The organism is Microbacterium sp. KR10-403 (assembly GCF_040196215.1).
Classification (GTDB): Bacteria; Actinomycetota; Actinomycetes; order Actinomycetales; family Microbacteriaceae; genus Microbacterium.
On the sequence record NZ_JBEGDC010000001.1, the window covers coordinates 384,829 to 402,986 of the forward strand.

The window sequence follows — 18,158 nt, forward strand, 5'->3', positions numbered from 1 at the left end:
GTCACCCTAACAGCGCACCGGTCTGCACCGGGCGCCGGTGTGCCGCGCCGCCGCGTCTGACGGTTGTTTTCGGTGTTCAATGCGCTTTTGAGATGCCCTCCGCCGAGGCGAGTGACGAGACGACCGCCGAGGCGACCGTCGAGATGCGCGGTGCGCGCCCGCTACACCTTCGCGTCTTGGCGGGGGATCACGACCTGTTTGATGATAAGCAGGACCGACGCCGTCACCGGAATCGCCACGAGCGCCCCGAGCAACCCGAGCAGGGTGCCTCCCACGAGAGCGCCGATGACGACGAGCGATCCGGGCACCGACACCGCCTTGTTCATGACGCGCGGCGTGAGCACGTACGCCTCGATCTGCATGTAGATGATGTAGACGATGGCGAAGATCAGCGCGGCGATCGGGCTGGAGAAGAGGGCCACGATCGAGCCGATGAACCAGAACAGCACCGAGCCGACCAGCGGGATCAGGGTGATCACGAACGAGACCACCGCGAGAAGCAGCGGGAAGGGCAGCCCGAGGATCAGGTAGAGGATGAACGTCACCACCGCGTTGAAGAACGCCAGCACGACCATGCCGCCCAGGTAGCCGCCGATCGAACTGGTGATCTGCTCGGTGAGCGAGGCGACCTTCGGCCGGTTGCGCGCGGGGGCCAGCGAGGTGAACGCCACCTTCACCGTGGGCAGCGACGCGAGGAAGTACAGGCTCAGCACAAGGATGATGATCAGGCCCGAGATCGTGGTGCCGATCGTCACGCCGACCTGCACCACGCCGCCGCCGATCGCCGCGATGTTGGCGGGATCGGAGAGGAACTTCTGGATCTGACCCAGAAGGTCGCCGACCTGATCGCCGAAGTTGCCCTGCAGCCACGCATAGAGGTCGGACGCCTGGAAGTCCGTCACCAGCTGCGGCACGTTCTTCACGAACGCGGTGATCTGCTCGATGACCGTCGGAATGATCAGCCAGAGGATCCCCACCAGCACCAGGGCGAACACGGTGTAGACGATGACGATCGACCACGAGCGCTGCACGTTGTGCCGCTCGAGCATGCTGACGAGCGGATTGAGTCCGAGGGCGGCGAACATCGCGAACACGACGTAGATGATCACCGTCGACAGGTTCGAGATCGCCAGCCCCAGCACAATCGCGACGAGGGCGCCGGCCGTGACGAAGAACCCGACCGCGAACGGGTGGTTCAGGCTCGCCCAAAAGGTGCGCGACGGCACGGCTTCGCCCGACTGCAGGGCGATGGCGTCGGTCGCGGGTCCGTCGGAGGTCGACGTGGATGCCGCGGCTGCGGCATCCACGGATTCCGTCCCCGTGCCGGCGTCGGGGGCATCGCCCGTCGTGTCTGTCATGGAGCACACTCTATGGGCACCGGGTCGTCACACGCAGCAGGCTCGCACATGCCGGGCGATAGGGTCGAAACGCACTGCACGCAGACGGAGAACCACCATGACCGAGGCCGAAGACCCCACCGAGACGCTGCGCCGCTTCCGTCACAGCATCGACAACATCGACGCCGCGCTCATCTATCTGCTGGCCGAGCGGTTCAAGTGCACGAAGCAGGTCGGCCGGCTCAAGGCCGAGTACAAGATGCCGCCGTCGGATCCCGCCCGCGAAGAGCAGCAGATCGCACGCCTGCGTGCGCTCGCCGAGCAGGCCGACCTCGATCCCGAGTTCGCGCACAAGTGGTTCTCGTTCGTGGTCGCCGAGGTCATCCGGCACCACGAGGCCGCCGCCGACGACGCCTCCTGACGCGACGATCCCCCCGCGCGCCGCGCGCACAGGGGGATCGGTGAGCGTCCCCCGGTCAGGGGACCAGGCGCCGCAGCATCCAGAACTCGGTCGCGCCGAGCACGACCACGATGCCCAGCACCACCAGTGACAGCGGCACCACGCCGAGGCTCGCGAGCCAGCCGAACACGGCGACCCACGCGTTCAGCCGTCCGATGACCCACAGCCCGGCGATCAGCAGGGCGCCGATGCCGACCAGCACGAGGGTCAGCCCCAGACCGCCGAAGCGCTTGTAGATCGTCGCGCCCCAGAACCCGGCGGTGAACGTGAGCATCGCCAGCGCGAGCACCGAGAGTGCCGCGCCCAGCGGGCCCGAGGCCCACGTCCAGGCGGTGTAGAACATCCAGCCGTTCAGACCCCAGCCGCCGGTCGCCGACTCGATGAAGCCGCCGACGGTCGTCACAACGGCCAGCAGCGCCGCGGTGGTCGCCGCCGTCAGATAGGTGCCGAAGAAGAACTCGCGGCGCGTCACGCTCATCGCCTGTGAGAACGGGAAGGTCAGCGTGAGCGACTGGATTCCGACGGCCAGCAGGTACCAGATGAGGGCCTGCGAACCTGCGGAGTACTTCGGTCCGCCGTAGGGGATCATCAGCCAGATGACCACCGAGAACACGAGCACCGCGCCGAGGATGAGCAGCGGGATCCACACGAAGGTCATCCGGTTGACGTACTGCATGCGGACGACGTTGAGAATGCGGCCGCGCGGCGTGGCGGGTGCGGCCGGCGAGATGGCGGTCATCGCAGGGCTCCTTCGTTCTGCGTGCGGCCGTCGGCCGCACGCTGCGTCATGCGCACGATCAGCTGCTGCAGCGAGACGGGCGCGACATCGAGGCCGGATGCCGCGAGCAGGCGCCGATCGTCGTCGGTGAGCGCGCCCAGCACGGTGGCCGAGACGACCCGCCCGAGCGACTCGCGGTGGATGACCTCGCGGCCGGCGGCGAACGACTCGACCGCGGTGGCATCACCGACGACGGTCGTGGCGCGGCCCCGCACCTCGTCGGTGGTCTCGTCCATGATGATGCGGCCCTGATCGATGACCAGCACGCGCTCGATGAGGTTGGCGACCTCGTCGATCAGGTGACTGGACAGGATGATGGTGCGCGGGTGCTCGGCGTAGTCCTCGATGAGTCTGTCGTAGAAGACCTGCCGGGCCACGGCATCCAACCCCAGATAGGGCTCGTCGAAGAACGTGATCTCGGCACGCGAGGCGAGGCCGATGATCACACCGACGGCCGACAGCTGGCCGCGCGAGAGCTTCTTGATGCGCCGGTTCATCGGCAGCTGGAAGTCGGCGACGAGCCGATCGCACAGCTCCTGATCCCAGTTCGGGAAGAAGAGGCTCGCGGTGCGGAACGCATGCGGCGCCTTCGCGTCGTCGGGGTACTTCTGGCTCTCGCGCACGAAGCACATGCGCGGCAGCACGCGGGCGTTCTCGTACGGGGCCTCGCCGAACACGCGCACCCGGCCGCGGGTGGCGAAGTTCTGCGCGGTGAGAATCGACATGACGGTGGTCTTGCCGGCGCCGTTGCGGCCGAGCAGGCCGTAGATGACGTCCTTCTCGATCTGGAATCCGACATCGTCGACGGCGATGACATCGCCGTAGCGCTTGGTGAGGTTCTCCACCTCGATGACGCTGGTCACAGCGTGCTCCCTCCGGTGGTGGTGTGTGCGGACGCGCGCTCGCGGATGAGTGCGCGCAGGTCGTCGGCGTCGAGGCCGATCTTGGCCGCTTCGGCCAGGAGCGGTTCGACGTAGCGGTCGGCGAACGCCGTGCGCCGCTCATCGAGCAGCAGACGGCGGGCGCCTTCGGCGACGAACATGCCGATGCCGCGCCGCTTGTACAGCACGCCCTTGTCGACGAGCATGTTCACTCCCTTCGCCGCGGTGGCGGGGTTGATGCGATGGAACGAGGCGAGCTCGTTCGTCGACGGTGCCTGCGCCTCCTCGGCGAGACTGCCGTCGATGATGGCGTCTTCGACGCTCTCTGCGATCTGCAGGAAGAGCGCTCTGCCGTCGTCGATCACATCGTCCCCTGGGTTGGTTGGTTAGTTACTCGACTAATGAACCACCAAACCCGGGAGATGTCAAGAGGGTGGATGCCGCGGCCCGGCCACTCCGCGGCATCCACCCCGCTGGATCCACCCCGCGGCGTCCACCGCGCTGGATCCACCCCGCTGGAGATCCACCCCGCTGCGCGGCATCCACCCGCTTCTGGATGCCCGCGCCACCTCCGCCGAACTCATGTGAATTTGTCCCACGGACACCGAACTGCCCGCCTGTTTCACGTGCATGGGACAGACTCATGTGATTCCGGCGAAACGGCGGTCGGGTTGCGAAGCTCTATAGATTGACATAACGTCGATAGAAGGGCCGCACCGCTGTGTGCCGAGCCCTGACGACCAGTCCGCGGCCGCGTCGCCTGCCCCTGGGGCGTTCTGATGCGGGCGTATGGTCGACGGTCTGGGCGACGGACCCGATGTGTGTCGCCGACGTGTTTCCGCTGTCCAGGCATCCGATGATGCATGCCGGGAGGAACGCCGAAGATCGTCACCCGGGCGTAACCGATGCAGTCGAGTGGCAGCGACTGCGGAGGCCAAGCAACGTGACCATCCCACCAGCAGTCGAGGCCAAGGGCCTCTACAAAGTCTTCGGGCGCAACCCGAAAGACGTCGTGCGCCGGCTCAAGGCCGGCGAGACGCGCGCCCAGGTGGCGGATGCCGGAACGGCCGCCGTCATCGATGCGAGCTTCACCGTGCAGCCCGGCGAGATCTTCGTGATCATGGGCCTGTCGGGGTCGGGCAAGTCGACCATCATCCGCATGCTCAACGGCCTGCTGCAGCCCACCGCGGGCGAGGTGCTCGTGCAGGGCTCGAACGTCACCACGGCGAGCCCAGGCGAGCTGCGCGGCATCCGTCGCCGGTCGATGTCGATGGTGTTCCAGCACTTCGCGCTGCTGCCGCACCGCACCGTGCTCGACAACGCCGCCTACGGGCTTGAGATCCAGGGCGTCGGCAAGGCCGAGCGTCGCGAGCGTGCTCGCGACATCCTCACGAAGGTGGGGCTCGGCGACCGCGTCGACGCCATGCCCGACGAGCTGTCGGGCGGCATGAAGCAGCGCGTGGGTCTGGCCCGCGGCCTCGCCGCCGGCACCGACATCCTGCTCATGGACGAGGCGTTCTCGGCGCTCGACCCGTTGATCCGCCGCGAGCTGCAGGAGCAGCTCGTCGAGCTGCAGCAGGAACTCGGCCGCACCATCATCTTCATCACGCACGACCTGAACGAGGCCATGTTCCTCGGCGACCGGATCGCGGTCATGCGCGACGGCCGCATCGTGCAGAACGGCACGCCCGAAGAGATCCTCACCGACCCGGCCAACGACTACGTGGCCCAGTTCGTGCAGGACGTCGACCGTGCCCGCGTGCTCACCGCCAGCGCCGTCATGGAGCGCCCGCTGGCCGTGCCGGTCTCCGCCGGCATCCGCGGCGCGCTGCGCGTCATGCGCGAGGAGCAGGTCGGCGAGGTCTACGTCGTCGAGAACCGCCGGCTCGTCGGTGTGGTCACCGACCGCGCGGTGATCCACGCGGTCAAGGGCGGCACCACCGACCTGCGCACCATCGCCGACCGATCGGTGCACGGCGTCGGTCCCGACGAGCTGCTCACCGACATCGTCGAGCAGGCCGTCGGCAGCCCGGTGCCGCTGCCGGTCGTCGGCGAGAGTGGGCGCCTGCTCGGCGTCATCCCGCGCATCACCCTGCTCGCCGCGCTCGGCAATGTGCCGGCCACGACGCAGTCGATGCCGATCATCCCGGCCACGGCCCTCGAGCTGGCGGCCGAGATCGGCCGGCTCGAGCCCGGCGCGCTCGCCCATGCGGCCGGAGCCGCCGACGGCGCTGCGGCCGCGACGGAAGGAGGCGAGCACTGATGGACATCCCCCGCATTCCGCTCGGCGACTGGGTCGAGACCTTCATCAACTGGGTCATCGACGTGCTCGGCGGCTTCTTCGACGTCGTCTCGACGATCTTCTCCGGCTTCTACGACGGCGTCGCATGGCTGCTGGCCACCCCGCCGTTCTGGGTCATCATCCTCGTCATCGCCGCGATCGGCTGGCTCGCCAAGGGCTGGAAGCTCGCCGTCGGCGCGATCGTCGGCCTGCTGCTGATCGCCGTGCTCGACCAGTGGGAGAACGCGATGGACACCCTCGCGCTCACCATCGTGGCCGTGGTCATCGCGCTCATCATCGCGATTCCACTCGGCATCTGGGCCGCCAAATCGCAGACCGTCTCGACGATCGTGCGGCCGATCCTCGACTTCCTGCAGACGATGCCCGCCTTCGTCTACCTGATCCCCGCGATCTTCCTGTTCGGCGTGGGCGTCGTGCCCGGCATGGTTGCCACGATCCTGTTCGCGGTGGCGCCGGGCGTGCGCCTCACCGAGCTCGGCATCCGCGGCGTCGACCCCGAGGTCGTCGAGGCCGGCAACGCGTTCGGCGCGACGCCGGGCCGCATCCTGCGCCAGATCCAGCTGCCGCTGGCGATGCCCTCGATCATGGCCGGTGTCAACCAGGTCATCATGCTCGCCCTCTCGATGGCGGTCATCGCCAGCATGGTCGGCGGGCCCGGCCTGGGCAAGGACATCATCCAGGCCCTCAGCCGCACCGACATCTCGCTCGGCTTCGAGGCGGGCCTCGCGGTCGTCATCATCGCGATGATCCTCGACCGGATCACCAGCGGATTCGGCAACGCGAAGCGCGGGCGCAAGCGCACGAACCTCGCCGCCGCGAAGGACGAGGCGCCAGACACGGACGCCCCGACCGTCGTCGTGCACGCCGGCTAGCGGCATCCCCACTTCGGCGCTCCGCGCCGACATGCCCGCGGTCCGCGCGGGCCTCCCCAACACCCGTGCCACAGCACACGGGAGGAAAGGAATCGATCACATGAAGAAGCGCACACTGCTCGGCGCCCTCGCCATGGGCGTCGCGGCCAGCGTGGCCCTCGTGGGCTGCGCGAGCGGCACCGGCGACAACGGTGGCTCCGGCTCGGGCGACGCCCAGAGCAAGGAGATCACGGTCGGCGTGTTCAACGGCTGGCCCGAGGGCGAGGCCGTCTCGTACCTGTGGCAGGCCGTGCTCGAGAAGCAGGGCTACAAGGTCGACCTCGAGTACGCCGATGCCGGCCCGGTCTTCGCGGGCCTGGCCAAGGGCGACTACGACGTGACGTTCGACGCCTGGCTGCCCACCACGCACGCCAGCTACTTCGACAAGTACGGCGACGACCTGGTCAAGGTCGGCGACTGGAACGACGACGCCAAGCTGACCCTCACGGTGAACGCCGACGCGCCGATCGACTCGATCGACCAGCTCGCGGCGAACGCCGACAAGTTCGGCAACCGCATCATCGGCATCGAGCCGGGCGCTGGCCTGACCGAGGCGATGGAGAAGAAGGTCATCCCCGAGTACGGGCTGGACAAGATGGACTTCATCACCTCGTCTACGCCGGCCATGCTCGCCGAGCTGAAGAAGGCGATCGACGCCGACCAGGACATCGTCGTGACCCTCTGGCGCCCGCACTGGGCGTACGACGCCTACGACCTGAAGGACCTCAAGGACCCGAAGGGCGCGCTGGGCGCGGCCGAGTCGATCAACACGGTGACCCGCACGGGTTTCGCCGATGACCAGCCCGAGGCGAACAAGTGGTTCACGGCGTTCAAGATGGACTCCGACCTGCTGTTCTCGCTCGAGAACGTGATGTTCCGCGAGGACCACAAGCAGAGCGAGTACCCCGGGATCGTCAAGAAGTGGATGGCCGACAACCAGGACTTCGTCGACTCGTTGACCCAGTAGGTCATTCGAGAGCGCAAGGGCCGGTATCCCGTTTGGGCGGGGTGCCGGCCCTTCGTCGTGCGCGACCGTAGGAGGGGGTGGATGCCGCTGCCCGCGGCGTCAGCGCAGGCCGCCGGTGCCCACCAGACGCCACCATGCCTCGACCATCACGTCGAACTCGGGGGCGGTGTCGATGTCGAAGCCGCCGCCTCGCATCCAGTACAGGGCGGTCTGGTCGAGGTTCGCGAACGCGAGCTCGCCGCGGAAGTGGCGCCCGGCCGCATCGAACCGGTCCGCGGCATCCAACCCCTCCACGACGTCGGCGACGACGTCTTCGATCCATTCGTGGAACAGCGAGCGGATGTCGGGGTCGACCGCGGAAGCCTCGGTCGCCGACAGGATGTAGGGGCGGATGCGCGGCCACTGCCGTGCCTGGTTGCGCAGCCAGTCGGCCAGAAGCTCGCGCGAGCCCACCCGCACGGCCTCGACCAGCGGACTCGCCGTCGACCCACCGGTGTCGGGGCGCGTGTGCCGCCCGAGGATCTCGTTCAGCTCGCCCATCAGCGCGCGCATCAGATCCTTGCGCGACTCGAAATGCGCATAGAACGTGACGCGGGTCGTCCCGGCGGCGCTCGCGATGTCGTCGATCGTCGTGGCGACGTAGCCGCGGGTCACGAAGAGGTCGAGGGCGACCTCGAGCAGACGTTTGCGCGTCGATTCCTTCTGCCGTTGTCGCAGGTTCGCCATGACAGCGAGCCTAATCGCCTTCGATCACAATGCTCGTTCACTTGACATCATGTAAAGTGAATGCGATGCTGGGTCGCGATCCACGACGGATCCCACAGCGACTCGATGGAGAGGAATCCAGTGAACGGCACAGTCCACACGGTGCTCGGCGACATCCCCGCCGACCAGCTGGGCGTCGTCGCGGTGCACGAAGCGCTGCTGTCGGTCGTCCCGGGCGCGCAGTATGCCTATGACATCCCGTTCGATCGCGCCGAGATCTTCGCCGAGCTCGCCACGAAGCTGCGTGCGTTCGCGGCGGCCGGGGGCGGCACGCTCGTCGACGCGACCGGCATGTTCCACGGCCGCGACCTGCCGCTGTACGAGACGCTCTCACGGGCGACCGGCGTGCACATCGTCGCGTCGACGGGCCAGGGTCCCGAAGCCGAGCTGGGCGGGTACTTCCTCACTCCGCAGACCAACCCGCCTACGCCGTGGCCGGCAGAGCGCTTCGCCGAGCTGTATGCCCGCGAGGTCTCCGAGGGCATGGTGGTGCCGCGCGTCGAGCGACGCGGAGCAGCGGGGCTCATCGCCACCGGCGCGACCCGCGCCGGCATGACGCCCACCGAGGAGAGCCAGTTCCGCGGCTGCGCCCGCGCCGCGGCGATCACGGGCGTCGCCCTGTCGATCCGCTACGGCGCCGATGCGCGGCACGACCTGGGGGTCGTGCTCGACGCGGCACTGCCCGCCGAACGCATCGTCGTCGGAGGCCTCGACCGCGCCGACGCGATCGCCGCCGGCGCCCCGGCCGCCGTCGCCGAGGCCGGCGCGTACGTCGCCATCGACCACATCGGCCAGGCGGGTGAGGTCGACGACGCGACCCGCGCCGCACTGGTCGCCGACCTCATCGCCGCCGGGCACGGCGACCGCGTCATCCTCTCCTCGTCGGCCACCGGCGTCGCGAAGGGCCACCCCGACGCGGGCGTTTCATTCACCCACGTTCTCGAGGCCTTCGTGCCGCTCCTGCGGGATGCGGGAGTGCCGGATGACGGCATCCATCGTCTTCTCGTCGACAACCCCGCCCGGCTTCTCGCCGTGAAGGAGGGCTGACATGCCCCGTGTGAACACCGTTCTGGGGGCCATCGCCCCCGAAGAGCTCGGCTTCGTCGCCGTGCACGAGCACATCGGATACGGGATGCCGGGATCCGAGCTCGACACGCAGTGGTGGAAGTCGCCCGAGCAGCGGTATGAGGAGACGGTCCCCAAGTTGCGCCTCTTCCACGAGAACGGGGGCGGCACGTTCGTCGACGCCACCGGCATCTGCAACGGCCGCGACATCCCGTATTACCAGTCCCTGTCGGAGAAGACCGGCGTGCACATCGTCGCCTGCACGGGATTCGTCGGCGGCGACACCGCGCTGAAGTTCTTCGCCGAGGCGAGCGTCGACCACCTGCGGCGCCAGTTCGTGCACGAGATCACGGTCGGTATCCAGGGGAGTGCGGCCAAGGCCGGCATCATCAAGGTCGGCGTGAGCCGCGGGTTCCGCATGAAGGAGCTCGACCTGCGCATCTACCGGGCCGCCGCCCAGGCGTCGCTCGAGACCGGGGTGCCGATCTTCACGCACCTGGCCGTCGACGTCGAGCCGGCGCTGACCATCTTCGCTGAGGAGGGGCTGCCGCTCGACCGCGTGCTGTTCGGGCACGCCGACGACGGCGTGAGCCAGGGCAAGGTCAACCAGCAGGCGATCCTCGCCGCGGGCGGGCGCCTCGGCTTCGACACCTTCGGCTACGACCTCGAACTGCCCGACCCGCCCTTCTGGGGGCGGCACCGCGACGAGCGGCTCGAGCACTTCCTCTCGCTCGTACGGGCAGGTCATGTCGACCAGCTGCTCGCCTCGGCCGACGCCAACTGCAGTCCGCTCGGCTGGCCCGGTGTGAAGGGCCACACCGTCAACTACCTGTTCGAGCAACTCATCCCCGCGCTGCGCGACGCCGGCGTCGACGACGCGACGATCCACCGGATCTTCGTGACGAACCCCGCGGGCTTCCTCACCATCGGCGACTGACTCCGCCCGATACCCGCAACCGGCCCGGCCGGCGGCATCCACCCGCACCACCCGCACGACAGCACCACCCGCACGACCCCAGAACGACAAGGACGCGTCATGGACCTGAAGAACCTCGACATCGCCATCGTCGGCGCCGGCTACGCCGGAGCCGCCACCGCCAAGGCGCTCAGCCGCCTGGGGGCGAGGGTCAACGTGTATGAGAAGGCGCGCGAGATCCACGAGGTGGGCGCCGGCATCGGCCTGCGCCCGTCGTCGCTCGACGCGTTCCGCACCTGGGGCATCCTCGACGCGATCGAGGCGGTGACCAGCCCCAGCGAAAGCTTCGAGATCCTCACCGCGACCGGCCAGCGCATCGCCGAGGAGGAGTGGCCCGAGAAGGAGGCCTTCGGCCTGACCACCCGCTTCGTGCACCGCGGCGACTTCATCGACGCGCTCATCGGCGTGCTGCCCGAGGGCATGGTGCACACCTCGCGCCGGCTGGTCGGCATCGACGACGCGGGTGAGCGACCCGTGCTGACCTTCGACGACGGCTCGACCGTGACCGCCGACCTCGTGGTCGGAGCCGACGGCATCCGCTCGCGGGTGCGCCGCGAACTGTTCAGCGATGCCGAGCCGGTCTTCGCCGGCGAGCACGCCTACCGCGCCGTCATCGATGTCGACGCATGGCACGGCCTGCCCTTCGACGACAAGCTGCGCATGTACCTCGGACACGGCACGAAGATCTACGCGCTGCCGCTGCAGCACCGCGGGCAGATCTCGTTCGACATCACCGCGCTGAACGCCGACCCGACGCCCAACCCGCTCGACACCAAGCAGATGATCATCGACACCGTCGAGGGATTCGACGAGGCCATCGTGGCCGCGACCCGCGACCTCGACATGGACATCGTCAACATCCGCTCGGTGTACGACATCGACCCCATCGACGTGTGGCACTCCGACGACGTCGTGCTCGTCGGCGACGCGGCGCACGCGATGTGCCACCACCAGGGGCAGGGCGCCAACTCGGCGATCCTCGACGCGGCGGTGCTCGCCGACTGCTTGGCCGCGGCCGACACCGTCGCCGAGGCGCTCACCCGGTACCAGGCGCTACGCAAGCCCGTCACCGACGGGCTGCAGAAGGTGTCGCGCGAGGGGTGGAGCGAAGACGAGATCGACACGGTGTTCCCGGGCCAGAAGCCCGGTGAGCTCGCCGCGACGACGAAGGAGTGAGGATGCCGCAGCCCACCGCCCTGCACCCTGACATCGCGGGCTTCCTGGCCACGCTGCCGGCGCCCGAGCCCGGCCCGATCGACCCGGCCGTGCTGCGCGCCGCCGAGCAGGCGCACCTGGCCCCGGTCTCGTCGCGCCCGCACGTCGCGCGCGTCGAAGACCGCGTCGCGCACACCGTGCACGGCGACGTGCCGGTGCGGCTGTACCGCGACGGCACCCGTGACCGCGGCATCCTGGTCTACCTCCACGGCGGCGCGTTCTTCCTCGGCAGTCTCGAGACGCACGACCATGTGGCGCGGGCGCTCGCCGCGGCGACCGGGCTCGACGTCGTCTCGGTCGGCTACCGGCTCGCGCCGGAGAGCGCGTTCCCCGCCGGGCTCGACGACGCCTGCGGTGTCGTGCGCTGGGCCGCCGAGCTCGACGGCGGGCCGATCTTGGCCGTCGCCGGCGACAGCTCGGGAGGCACCTTCGCCGCCGCCGTCGCCGCGCGCCTGCACGACGAGGGATTCGACCGGATCACGCACCAGGTGCTGCTGTATCCGTCGCTCGATCTCGACTTCGATCAGAGCCGCTACCCGTCGCTCGTCGAGAACGCGACGGGATACGGGCTCGAGTACGCGGGCCTGAAGCCGTTCAACGGCTTCTATATCGAGTCCGGTGCCGACCCCGCCGACCCGCTCGTCTCGCCGATCAAGCGCGCAGACCTCGCCGGCCTGCCGCCGGCGCTCATCGTGACGGCCGCGTTCGACCCGCTGCGCGACGAGGGTGAGGCCTACGGGCAGCGGCTGCGCGATGCGGGGGTCGCGGCGGAGGTGGTGCGGATGCCGCGGGTCAACCACGGCTTCGTGCAGAACTTCCCGCACCTGGATGAGAGCCGTGAGGCCATCGCACGGGTGGCGGCGTTCGTCGGGGAGCCGCGGTGAGCGTTCTCGTTCATCCGATCGCCGCGCCGTGGGGGCGGTTCCACCTCTACAGCTTCCTCATCGACGCGCCCGAGCTCGCCCTGGTCGACACCGGCGTGACCGCATCGGCGGCGGGCGTGCCCGCCGAGCTCGAACGCATCGGCCGGCGGATCGAAGACGTGCGGTGGATCCTGCTCACGCACGGGCACATCGACCACGTCGGCGGCGCGCACGCGCTCTGGGAGGCCACCGGCCGCCGGGCCGAGGTCGTGATCGGCGCCGACGATGCGGAGTTCGTCCGTTCGCGCCGTGCGCACGTCGACGAGGCGCTCGCCCTGCGCGGCGACCTCGTCGGGCGCGAGAGGCTCGAGGCGGCCAAGACCGCCGAGGCGGCGGACGCCATCTCGGGCGAGTTCGAGCCCACGCGCCTCGTGCGTGACGGCGACGCGCTCGACCTGGGCGGCGTCACCGTCGACGTGCACGCGGTGCCCGGACACACGGCGGGCGCCGTCGCCTATGCCGTCGACGGGCACGTGTTCGCCGGCGACGCCGTGCAGTGCTTCGGGGCGGCGAGCGGGTTCCCGGGCTTCGAGGACCCGGACGCCTACCGTTCCAGCCTTGAGCGGCTGCGCGCCCTGGCACCGGAGCACCTCTATCTCGGGCATCCCTATCGCCGCGCCGACGGGACCCCGTTCCCCGTCGCCCTCGACGCCGCCCAGGCGGCCGAGGCACTGGAGGGCAGCCTGGCACGCGAGGCGCAGGTCCGCGCCGCCGTGCACGCGCACCCTGCCGCGGCATCCGACTCGGTGTACTCGCCGTATGCCGCGGTCGCGGCATCCCTCGACTACTCGGGAGATCCGACGCTCGAGCCGTCGCCCTTCTTCACCACGATGCGCGGCTACGCCGCGCAGCACGCAGGAGCATCATGACCCACATCACCACCGTGACCGCCGGCACCCGCGAGATCACGGTCCGCAAAGACCTTGCCATCCCCGTGCGCGACGGCGTGACGCTCGTCGCCGACGCGTACCACGCCGCCGACGAGAAGCCGCGCCCGGCGCTGATCGCCCTCTCGCCGTACGGCAAGGAGTTGCAGGCGCTCGCGCTGACGATGCCGCCGCAGCGCCGCCCCTCGCCCATGTGGGACGGCTGCATCGAGGCAGGCGACATCGCGCGCGTCATCGACGAGGGCTATGTGCACGTGATCGGCGACCTGCGCGGATCGGGCGGATCCGAGGGGGAGCACGTCGGCAACTACAACGCCGGCGGAGTGCCGCTCGGGCAGGACGCCTACGACGTCATCGAGTGGGTCGCCGCGCAGCCCTGGTGCGACGGCAACGTCGGCATGATCGGCATCTCGTACTACGGCTCGATGCAGGTGCTGGCCGCCGCCGAACGGCCGCCTCACCTCAAGGCGATCTTCGTCTCGGGTGGGCACTACGACTTCTACGAGACCACGTACCACGGCGGCGTCATGTGGTTCATGCCGCGCGCGGCGCGCGAAGGACGCGGCGGAGACTCGGGCTGGGCGTTCACCGACCGGATCACCTCGCGCATGCTCGAGAACGTCGACCCCGCCGAGGTGTCGGCGCGGGTCGCCGAGCGGCTTGCCGACCCGGATGTCGCGGCCTGGCCGAACCTCGTGCACACCCTGCACTACCCGAAGCACCACGAGGCCTGGTTCGACATCATCACGAACGACCTCGACGGCGACTGGTACGAGGAGCGCAACCCCATCACGCTCGCGCCGAACATCGACATCCCGGTGTGGCTGCAGATCGACCAGGGCCGCGGCTGGACCATGGACGGCACGATCGAGCTGTTCCAGAGCCTGCGCTCGGCGAACAAGCGCCTGTCGATCGGCTCGTACCCTCCGATGCAGTCGCGCCCGTGGATCGAGGAGCACGACAAGATGTTCCGCTGGTACGACAAGTGGATCAAGGGCATCGACAACGGCGTGGACCGCGAGCCGGCCGTTGAGGTCTTCGTCGAGGGGTCGCGCGAGACCGTGACCGCCGAGCAGTGGCCGCCCAAGCCCGTCGAGCATCGCGAGCTGTACCTGCGCCCGCGGCGCAAGCTCTCGTTCGAACCCGAGATCTTCGGGCCCGAGGCCGCGGCGCCCGACGGATTCTTCCAGGCGCCGTTGACCGTGACCGACAAGGTCGAGATCCTGTCGTGGTCGACCGAGCCGTTCACCGAGCCGGCCGAGATGATCGGCACGGGCGCATTCCATCTGTTCGCCGCGATCGACCAGGACGACACGAACTTCATCCTCCGGTTGTGGGATGCCGCTCCCGGCGGCACCCGCCAGCTGCTGACCACCGCGTACCTGAAGGCGTCGCAGCGCGAGCTCGACCCGGTGCGCTCGGAACCGGGAAGCCCCGTGCACCCGCACACCCGCAAGGTGCCGGTCACCCCCGGGGAGATCGAGGAGTACGTGCTGCGCGTGTACCCGTTCGCCGCCACGATCCTGCCCGGGCACCGGGTGGTCGCCGAGCTGAGCTGCGACGAGCCGCTGACCGACGAGCACAACTCGCTGCTGCCGCCGGACGCCTTCCACCTGCCGGTCGGGCGCCCGGTCACGCACACGATCTACCGCGACGCGCTGCACCCGTCACGGCTCGTGCTGCCGTTCACGGTGTGAGTCATGTCACGGGCCGTCGCGGCGCGCCGCCTGCTCCCGCCCGCGCGGGCGGAGCGCCGCCGCGTCGACGGGCGTGACCTCGGCGCGGCGCTCGACGGCTGGGGGCGTTTCGTCGGCCGCGACGGCCACCGACGTGCGCGCGGCGAGTGGGTGTCGGCCGACGGCGGACTCGTGCGCGGGATGCTGGACCGCACGGCGCTCGACCTGCTGGAGGTGGATGCGCCGCAGCTGCAGGTCGTGCGTGCTCCCGACGATGTCGCACGCACATCGGACACCCGGCACATCGTCGTCGTGCAGCTGGCCGGCAGCAGCATCCTGACTCCCGCCGACGGCCACCCGCCGGTGCGCCTGGAGGCGGGCATGGTCAGCTACGGCGACCCCACCGTCCCCTACCGCTGGACGTTCGACGGACCGTTCCGGCTGCTCATGCTGCGCACGCCGCGCGCGGCGCTGCCGCTCGCCCCGGCTGCACTGCGCCCGGTACTGGGCCGGCCGTTCGCGGCCGACGGCGGCTATGCGCGCATCGCCGTGCGCTTCGCGACCGACGTGCTCGACGACCCGGGGCTGCTGGCCGGTCCGTCCGGGCCGCGGATCGTGCAGGACGTCGTCGGCGTCTTCGCCACCATGCTCGCCGAGAGGCTGGCCGCCGCCGACGAGTGCTCGCCGACCGAACCCGCATTCCGCCGTGCCGTCACCTACATCGCCGCGCGGCTCGCCGACGCCTCACCCGACGACGACGCGCTGCGCGTGGCGTCGATCGCCGAGGCGATCGACGTGTCGCCACGCTACCTGCAGGAGCTGTTCCACGAGCGGGGGATGTCGGTCACCGGTTGGATCCGCGAGCGGCGTCTGCAGCTGGCACGCCAGGCGCTGGTCGACCCGGCGTGGTCGCACGCCGACATCCTGCAGATCGCGCTCGCGCACGGCTTCGCGGATCATTCGCATTTCACGCGGGCGTTCCGAGCGGCGTTCGGCGAGACGCCGAGCGCGTGGCGCTCGCGCGCGGCGGCGTGATCCCGCGGTCGAGGATCTGCGCGAGCGCCGTCCGCAGCACGTCGGCCGGGTCGTCGACCGCGCTCGGGCAGCGCAGCGCGACGTGCTGGTCGGGGCGCACGAGCAGGCAGCCCGACTCGCCGATGCCTGAGCGCCGGCCGACGTCGCCGTAGAGATCCTGCACGTCGCCGTCCTGGCCGATCATCACGGTGGCGAGCTCGATGCCGAACTCGCCGCTGACGGCGGCTGCGGCATCCACCCACTCCCGTCCTCGATCGCGCACGACGAGGGTGAACCGCTCTCGACCCACGATGTCGAGTGTCGAGACCGTGCGGGTCGCGTCTCCCACCCATGCGTGCGGGATGCGCGCGCCGGGGTGACTCGTCGGCTGGATGTACAGCTGCGCATCGCGCTCGTAGGCGGGCTCGGTGCCGTCGTCGACCACCGCGGCCGAGCGGTAGACGTGGTTCATCTCGACGCCGTGCGCCTCGAAGATGTACGACTCCGAGTCGAGCACGCGGCGCAGCTCGGCGCGGCGTCGCTCGCCGGCGTCGGTCGCTGCGCCGAGCTCCGCGAACCGTGCCGCGCGCTCCTCGTAGGGCAGCGCCGGGTCCAGACCCATCGCCGGGAGGAGGTCGGCGCCGAGCACCCAGCTGTCGACCGCGCGGTTCACGACCTGGCGCCCGACGGGCTGCCGTTCGGCGGAGTAGGTCTCGAGCAGGCCGGGTCCGGCGATCCCCTTGATGACGAACGCGAGCTTCCAGGCCAGGTTGAATGCGTCCTGGATGCACGTGTTCGCGCCGAGGCCGTTGGTCGGGGGATGCCGGTGGGCGGCGTCGCCGGCGATGAACACGCGCCCCCGGCCGTAGCTCTCGGCCACGATCCTGTTGATCCGCCAGGGGTACAGCCCGGTGATGGTGACGTCGATGTCGTCGTCGCCGATGGCCTGACGGATCTCGTACTCGGCCTCCTCGGCGGTCAGCCGGGAGTCGCGCTCGCCGAAGTAGACGAGCGATGCGGACCACTCGTGCCACGGCTTGACCATGCGGATCATGGCGCGGGTCGGTCCCTCCGGGCGGTTCTGGAAGATCTCGTAGAGCGACCCCGGCCGGTGCGCGACATACCGCGAGAGGTCGGCCTCGAAGCTGATGTTCATCGCCCCGGCGATGCCCGCGTCGCCCTCGAAGGCGATGCCGAGCGCCGCGGCGACCGGGCTCTGTCCGCCGTCCGCTCCCACGACATACGCCGCGCGCAGCGACTCGGCGCGGCCGGTGACGCCGTCCACGACGTGCACGGTGACGCCGTCATCGTCCTGGTCGAGTCCGGTGAAGGATGTCTGGAACCGCACGCGCACGCCGAGCCGCGCCGCCTCGCCGAGCAGCAGGGGCTCGAGCCGGGTCTGCGGCATGTCGCATCCTTCGGTCGGGCTTGCCGTCAGGTACTCGCCCTGCCGGCCGGGGTTGTTGCCCCACGACCACGCGCGCCCCAGTTCGACGCCGGTGAAGGCCGTTGCGACCACCTGGCTCGCCATCGCCGCGCGCGGCGAGGCCTGCGCCTTCACGGCGTCTTCGAGCCCGAGCTGACGGATGATCTCCATCGTGCGCTGGTTCGTGATGTGCGCACGCGGAGAATCGGCGACCCAGGTCTCGCGAGTGACGACGGTGACCTGCACGCCGTGGCGTGCGAGCATGACGGCGGTCGCCAGCCCGGTGGGGCCGCTGCCGACGACGATCACATCATTGTGCGCGGCCTCGCCCTCGATGTGCTGACGTGCCTTCGACCACGTGCGGTGGGTGAGGTTCTCGACCATGAGACGTCCCTTCCTTCTCCTGCGGGCCCGCTTCCGTGCGAGCACCGGATCAGTCTCCGTCGCATCGTGCGCGCCCCGCTGGTACCAGCGCGCAGGCCGACTGGCCCCTGCGCGCCGAGGCGGCCGCACCTTGTAGACCAGACACCGTGAAAATTCACTTGACACAGTGTAAAGATGCGTGTTCAATCAAC

17 protein-coding genes are annotated in these 18,158 nt (G+C 69.7%); 11 read left to right on the forward strand and 6 right to left on the reverse strand.

Annotation, left to right across the window (positions count from 1 at the left end; translation table 11 throughout):
- Window positions 1–161 precede the first annotated feature (161 nt).
- Window positions 162–1,358, reverse strand: coding sequence for an AI-2E family transporter (locus ABMQ42_RS01990; RefSeq protein ID WP_349721012.1), 1,197 nt, complete (start codon window positions 1,356–1,358; stop codon window positions 162–164).
- Between the two features lie 97 nt (window positions 1,359–1,455).
- On the opposite strand from ABMQ42_RS01990, the gene ABMQ42_RS01995 reads away from it, so the two are divergent.
- Window positions 1,456–1,758: a chorismate mutase gene (locus tag ABMQ42_RS01995; protein ID WP_349721014.1), complete on the forward strand. Its 303-nt coding sequence runs from the start codon at window positions 1,456–1,458 to the stop codon at window positions 1,756–1,758.
- A 55-nt stretch (window positions 1,759–1,813) separates the two neighbouring features.
- On the opposite strand, the gene ABMQ42_RS02000 is transcribed toward ABMQ42_RS01995, so the two are convergent.
- The 3 genes from ABMQ42_RS02000 to ABMQ42_RS02010 are packed head-to-tail and all read right to left on the reverse strand — an operon-like array spanning window position 1,814 to window position 3,821.
- Window positions 1,814–2,536, reverse strand: a complete 723-nt coding sequence (locus ABMQ42_RS02000; protein WP_349721016.1) for a hypothetical protein — start codon at window positions 2,534–2,536, stop codon at window positions 1,814–1,816.
- Window positions 2,533–3,438 (reverse strand): ABC transporter ATP-binding protein, encoded by a 906-nt coding sequence (locus ABMQ42_RS02005; protein WP_349721018.1) that lies wholly within the window; start codon window positions 3,436–3,438, stop codon window positions 2,533–2,535. Before ABMQ42_RS02005 ends, ABMQ42_RS02000 begins: the two co-directional genes overlap by 4 nt.
- On the reverse strand, window positions 3,435–3,821 hold the full coding sequence (locus ABMQ42_RS02010) for a GntR family transcriptional regulator (protein WP_349721020.1): 387 nt from the start codon (window positions 3,819–3,821) through the stop codon (window positions 3,435–3,437). Before ABMQ42_RS02010 ends, ABMQ42_RS02005 begins: the two co-directional genes overlap by 4 nt.
- A 578-nt stretch (window positions 3,822–4,399) precedes the next feature.
- Here ABMQ42_RS02010 and ABMQ42_RS02015 point away from each other — a divergent pair.
- The 3 genes from ABMQ42_RS02015 to ABMQ42_RS02025 all read left to right on the forward strand — a co-directional run bounded on the left by ABMQ42_RS02015 (window position 4,400) and on the right by ABMQ42_RS02025 (window position 7,636).
- Window positions 4,400–5,719, forward strand: a complete 1,320-nt coding sequence (locus tag ABMQ42_RS02015; RefSeq protein WP_349721022.1) for a quaternary amine ABC transporter ATP-binding protein — start codon at window positions 4,400–4,402, stop codon at window positions 5,717–5,719.
- Window positions 5,719–6,630 (forward strand): ABC transporter permease, encoded by a 912-nt coding sequence (locus ABMQ42_RS02020; protein ID WP_349721024.1) that lies wholly within the window; start codon window positions 5,719–5,721, stop codon window positions 6,628–6,630. Before ABMQ42_RS02015 ends, ABMQ42_RS02020 begins: the two co-directional genes overlap by 1 nt.
- Before the next feature lie 100 nt (window positions 6,631–6,730).
- On the forward strand, window positions 6,731–7,636 hold the full coding sequence (locus ABMQ42_RS02025; protein WP_349721026.1) for a glycine betaine ABC transporter substrate-binding protein: 906 nt from the start codon (window positions 6,731–6,733) through the stop codon (window positions 7,634–7,636).
- 99 nt (window positions 7,637–7,735) lie between these two features.
- Here ABMQ42_RS02025 and ABMQ42_RS02030 read toward each other — a convergent pair whose 3' ends face one another.
- On the reverse strand, window positions 7,736–8,362 hold the full coding sequence (locus ABMQ42_RS02030; protein ID WP_349721028.1) for a TetR/AcrR family transcriptional regulator: 627 nt from the start codon (window positions 8,360–8,362) through the stop codon (window positions 7,736–7,738).
- 120 nt (window positions 8,363–8,482) lie between these two features.
- On the opposite strand from ABMQ42_RS02030, the gene ABMQ42_RS02035 reads away from it, so the two are divergent.
- The 7 genes from ABMQ42_RS02035 to ABMQ42_RS02065 all read left to right on the forward strand — a co-directional run bounded on the left by ABMQ42_RS02035 (window position 8,483) and on the right by ABMQ42_RS02065 (window position 16,178).
- Window positions 8,483–9,448 carry a phosphotriesterase family protein gene (locus ABMQ42_RS02035; RefSeq protein ID WP_349721030.1) on the forward strand — a complete coding sequence of 322 codons (966 nt, stop codon included), beginning with the start codon at window positions 8,483–8,485 and terminating at the stop codon, window positions 9,446–9,448.
- A gap of 1 nt (window position 9,449) precedes the next feature.
- Window positions 9,450–10,403 (forward strand): phosphotriesterase family protein, encoded by a 954-nt coding sequence (locus tag ABMQ42_RS02040; protein ID WP_349721032.1) that lies wholly within the window; start codon window positions 9,450–9,452, stop codon window positions 10,401–10,403.
- A 99-nt stretch (window positions 10,404–10,502) separates the two neighbouring features.
- Window positions 10,503–11,618, forward strand: coding sequence for an FAD-dependent oxidoreductase (locus tag ABMQ42_RS02045; RefSeq protein WP_349721034.1), 1,116 nt, complete (start codon window positions 10,503–10,505; stop codon window positions 11,616–11,618).
- Window positions 11,619–11,620: 2 nt separating this feature from the next.
- The gene (locus ABMQ42_RS02050; protein WP_349721035.1) at window positions 11,621–12,541 is read left to right on the forward strand and encodes an alpha/beta hydrolase; all 921 of its coding nucleotides are present in this window, start codon (window positions 11,621–11,623) and stop codon (window positions 12,539–12,541) included.
- Window positions 12,538–13,449, forward strand: a complete 912-nt coding sequence (locus ABMQ42_RS02055; protein WP_349721037.1) for an MBL fold metallo-hydrolase — start codon at window positions 12,538–12,540, stop codon at window positions 13,447–13,449. The genes ABMQ42_RS02050 and ABMQ42_RS02055 overlap by 4 nt, the downstream gene beginning before the upstream one ends.
- Window positions 13,446–15,164 (forward strand): CocE/NonD family hydrolase, encoded by a 1,719-nt coding sequence (locus ABMQ42_RS02060; protein WP_349721038.1) that lies wholly within the window; start codon window positions 13,446–13,448, stop codon window positions 15,162–15,164. Before ABMQ42_RS02055 ends, ABMQ42_RS02060 begins: the two co-directional genes overlap by 4 nt.
- Before the next feature lie 3 nt (window positions 15,165–15,167).
- Window positions 15,168–16,178 carry an AraC family transcriptional regulator gene (locus tag ABMQ42_RS02065; RefSeq protein WP_349721040.1) on the forward strand — a complete coding sequence of 337 codons (1,011 nt, stop codon included), beginning with the start codon at window positions 15,168–15,170 and terminating at the stop codon, window positions 16,176–16,178.
- On the opposite strand, the gene ABMQ42_RS02070 is transcribed toward ABMQ42_RS02065, so the two are convergent.
- Complete coding sequence (locus tag ABMQ42_RS02070) at window positions 16,111–17,967, reverse strand: FAD-dependent oxidoreductase (RefSeq protein WP_349721042.1); 1,857 nt, start codon at window positions 17,965–17,967, stop codon at window positions 16,111–16,113. The genes ABMQ42_RS02065 and ABMQ42_RS02070 overlap by 68 nt on opposite strands.
- Window positions 17,968–18,158 lie beyond the last annotated feature (191 nt).